The organism is Spirillospora sp. NPDC049652 (assembly GCF_040675125.1).
Classification (GTDB): Bacteria; Actinomycetota; Actinomycetes; order Streptosporangiales; family Streptosporangiaceae; genus Spirillospora.
The window spans coordinates 1-3,019 of the sequence record NZ_JBFAOF010000883.1 but is presented as its reverse complement, the minus strand read 5'-3'; the positions used below and the strand labels follow the sequence as shown (position 1 = coordinate 3,019).

Here is a 3,019-nt window from a genome sequence, read left to right as displayed (position 1 = left end):
GTGGACGTCGGCGCGGGCTGCGCCGGAATCCTGCTGCACCTGCTCGGGCACGCCGACCCCGGGCTCGCCGCCCGGCTCCGTCCGATCGCGGTCGAGGTCGCACCCCGCCCGGACGGCCTGCCCGACGCGATCGAGTGGCGGTCCAGCCTGCCCGAGTCCGTCACGGGCCTGGTCATCGCGAACGAATGGCTCGACAACATCCCGCTGGACGTCGTGGAGCAGACCGACAGCGGCCCCCGCGTCGTCGAGGTCTGCCGGACGTCCGGAATGGAACGCCTCGGCCCGCCGCCCACTGCGGAGGACCTCGACTGGGCCGCCACCTGGTGGCCCCTCAACGAACCCGGCGACCGCGCCGAGATCGGGCACCCGCGCTGCCAGGCATGGGCGACGGTCATCGGACGCCTCGACGCGGGCCTCGCAGTGGCGATGGACTACGCGCACGCACGAGCGTCCCGTCCGCCCTACGGATCACTCACCGGGTACCGCGACGGAGCCACGGTCGCGCCCGTCCCGGACGGCTCGTGCGACATCACCGCCCATGTGGCCCTGGACGCCTGCACCGCCGCCGGAGAGCGCGCGGGAGCGACCGCGTCCCTCCTGACCACCCAGCGGGACGCCCTGCGCGCTCTCGGCCTCACGGGCGCGCGTCCGCCGCTGGACCTCGCCCACCGCGACCCGCGCGCCTACCTCGTCGGCCTCCGCACCGCCGGTGAGGAGGCCGAGCTCCTGGACGCGTCGGGCCTCGGCGGCTTCGGCTGGCTGGCCCAGACGGTCGGCATGCCGCTACCGCCGTCCCTGGCCGGTATCCGCCCCTGACCCTGCCCTGCCTCTGCGCGATCTGCCCCGGACGGGGTCAGACCTCGACGTTCAGTGATTCGAGTCCGCGCAGGATGTAGCCGGGCTTCCAGCGCGGCTCCTCCGTCAGCCTCAGCTCGGGGGCCGCGCGCAGGATCGCGCCGAGCGACTCGGCCATCTCAATGCGCGCGAGCGGCGCGCCCAGGCAGAAGTGGATGCCCAGGCCGAAGCTGATGTGCGGGTTCGGATCGCGGCCGAGGTCCAGGCGGTTCGGCTCGTCGAAGACCTCGGGGTCGCGGTTCGCCGACGCGAACTGGAGCGCGACCTCCTGCCCGCGCGGGATCGTGACGCCACCGACCTCGATGTCCTCCAGCACCCAGCGCTCGAACATCGGTGCGGGACCGTCGTAGCGCATCAGCTCCTCGACGGCGGTCGGGACGAGCGCGTGGTCGGCGCGCAGCCGCGCCAGCTCCCCGGGGTTGCGGAACAGCGCCCACCAGCCGTTGCCGGTCGCGTTCACGGTCGCCTCGTGCCCGGCGTTCAGCAGCAGGACGCAGGTGCCGATCAGCTCGTCCTCGGTGAGCCGGTCGCCCTCGTCGACGACCTGCGCGAGCGCCGAGATCAGGTCGTCGCGCGGCTCGGCCGACCGCGCCCGCGCGAGTCCGCGCAGGTAGTCGGAGAAGTCGTTCGCCGCCTGGACGGCCCTGCGCTGGACCTCCTCCGGCGGGTTCAGCTCGTACATGCCGCAGATGTCCGCCGACCAGGGCCGCAGCAGCCCGCGGTCCTCCGCGGGGACGCCCAGCATCTCGGCGATCACGGTCACCGGCAGCGGCTCGGCCAGCTCGGCGAGCAGGTCGCCGCCGCCGCGCGCGACCAGGCCCGCGGCGAGCTCCTCGGCCAGCCCGCGGATCATCGGCCGCAGGCCCTCGACCATCCGGGCCGTGAACGCCTTGGACACCAGGCGGCGCAGCCGGGTGTGCGTGGGCGGCTCGACGTCCAGCATCCCGGCGCGGACCAGGTCCCAGAACGGCTTCAGGAAGTCCGGCTCGGGCCGCTGCCCGAACTCCTCGTGCGTCCCGGTGTGCAGGTAGGACCGGCCGAGGCGGCGGTCGCGCAGCAGCGCGTCCACGTCGGCGTACCGGCTGACCACCCACTGGCCGGTCGCCTCGTCCAGGAACACCGGGCGCTCCGCGCGCAGCCGCTCGAACACCGGGTACGGGTCGGCGACGAACTCCGCCGACCACGGGTCATAGGACATCTCACTCACGCTGGAACAATACGTCCCTCGGCGCGATGACCGAGTCCCCGTCCTCGACGAAGCCGCAGGCCAGAACTCAGGTGGCCGCGTTCTGGCGGGCCGCCCAGTGGCTGGTGTCGCCGGACGCGGCGCGGGCGCTGCGGGCCCGCATCGCGGTCGACTCGACGATGGCGCGGGCCTCGCCCAGGTCCCGGTCGGCCGCCGCCACCTGGACGAGTCCGGGCGGCGCGTCCACATGGACGGTGCCGAGGTTCAGCAGCCGCTGCACCGGGTTCACCGTGAGCCGGACGCTCTGCGCGCGCGCATGGGCGATCACATCCGTCCGGCGGCACAGCCAGCCGTGCCTGGCCACGAAGACGACGTCGTCGGTTCCGGCGCCGTCCGCGCGGTCCACGGTCATGCCCCGTGCGGACGCGGGCAGCAGCGGGACGGCGTCGACGTTCGTCCCGGGGAAGACGAGCGAGACCATCTGCGCGGCGACCTGCCTGGGCGCGGCCGGAAGCAGCGTGGACGAGAGCGCCTGCCGTTCACCTGCGTATCCGGCGACCGTGACGTCCAGCCGCGCCCAGCCGAGCCCGCGCCAGACCGACGGCTCGACCACGCTGACCGCCTGCACACGCCCCGGCGGGACGGTCTGCATCCGGGTCTCCAGCAGCCCGTACCGCAGCCGGACGCCGTCCGGGGACACCGCGACCGAGAAGTTCGCGTACATCACCATCGGCGCGATCACCGCGCGGATCAGGCCGAGCAGCGCCGGCAGGGCGACCGCGAGCATCGCGGCCTCCTGGAAGGCGATCAGGAACACCAGCGAGAAGACCAGCAGCAGGAACGTCGCGATCACCGGCAGCTTGAGCATCAGCCCGGCCAGCAGCGTCCCGAACGGCACCCGGTACACCGGGCGCTCGGGCGCCTCCGGCGTGTGGCCCGGCAGCCCGGCGGCGCGCGCCCGCCGCGCGGGGCGCCGGG

The 3,019-nt window shown here is 74.2% G+C and carries 3 protein-coding genes; 1 reads left to right on the top strand and 2 read right to left on the bottom strand.

The annotated features are described in order from the left end of the window. Positions 1–816: SAM-dependent methyltransferase (locus tag AB0J52_RS34310; RefSeq protein ID WP_500187054.1), on the top strand; the 816-nt coding region annotated here is incomplete at its 5' end. A gap of 37 nt (positions 817–853) precedes the next feature. On the opposite strand, the gene AB0J52_RS34305 is transcribed toward AB0J52_RS34310, so the two are convergent. Together AB0J52_RS34305 and AB0J52_RS34300 are read right to left on the bottom strand one after the other, a co-directional pair. Beyond that, positions 854–2,053 carry a cytochrome P450 gene (locus AB0J52_RS34305; protein WP_500187055.1) on the bottom strand — a complete coding sequence of 400 codons (1,200 nt, stop codon included), beginning with the start codon at positions 2,051–2,053 and terminating at the stop codon, positions 854–856. A gap of 76 nt (positions 2,054–2,129) precedes the next feature. Continuing rightward, on the bottom strand, positions 2,130–3,019 hold an 890-nt coding region (locus AB0J52_RS34300), incomplete at its 5' end, for a PH domain-containing protein (protein WP_500187052.1).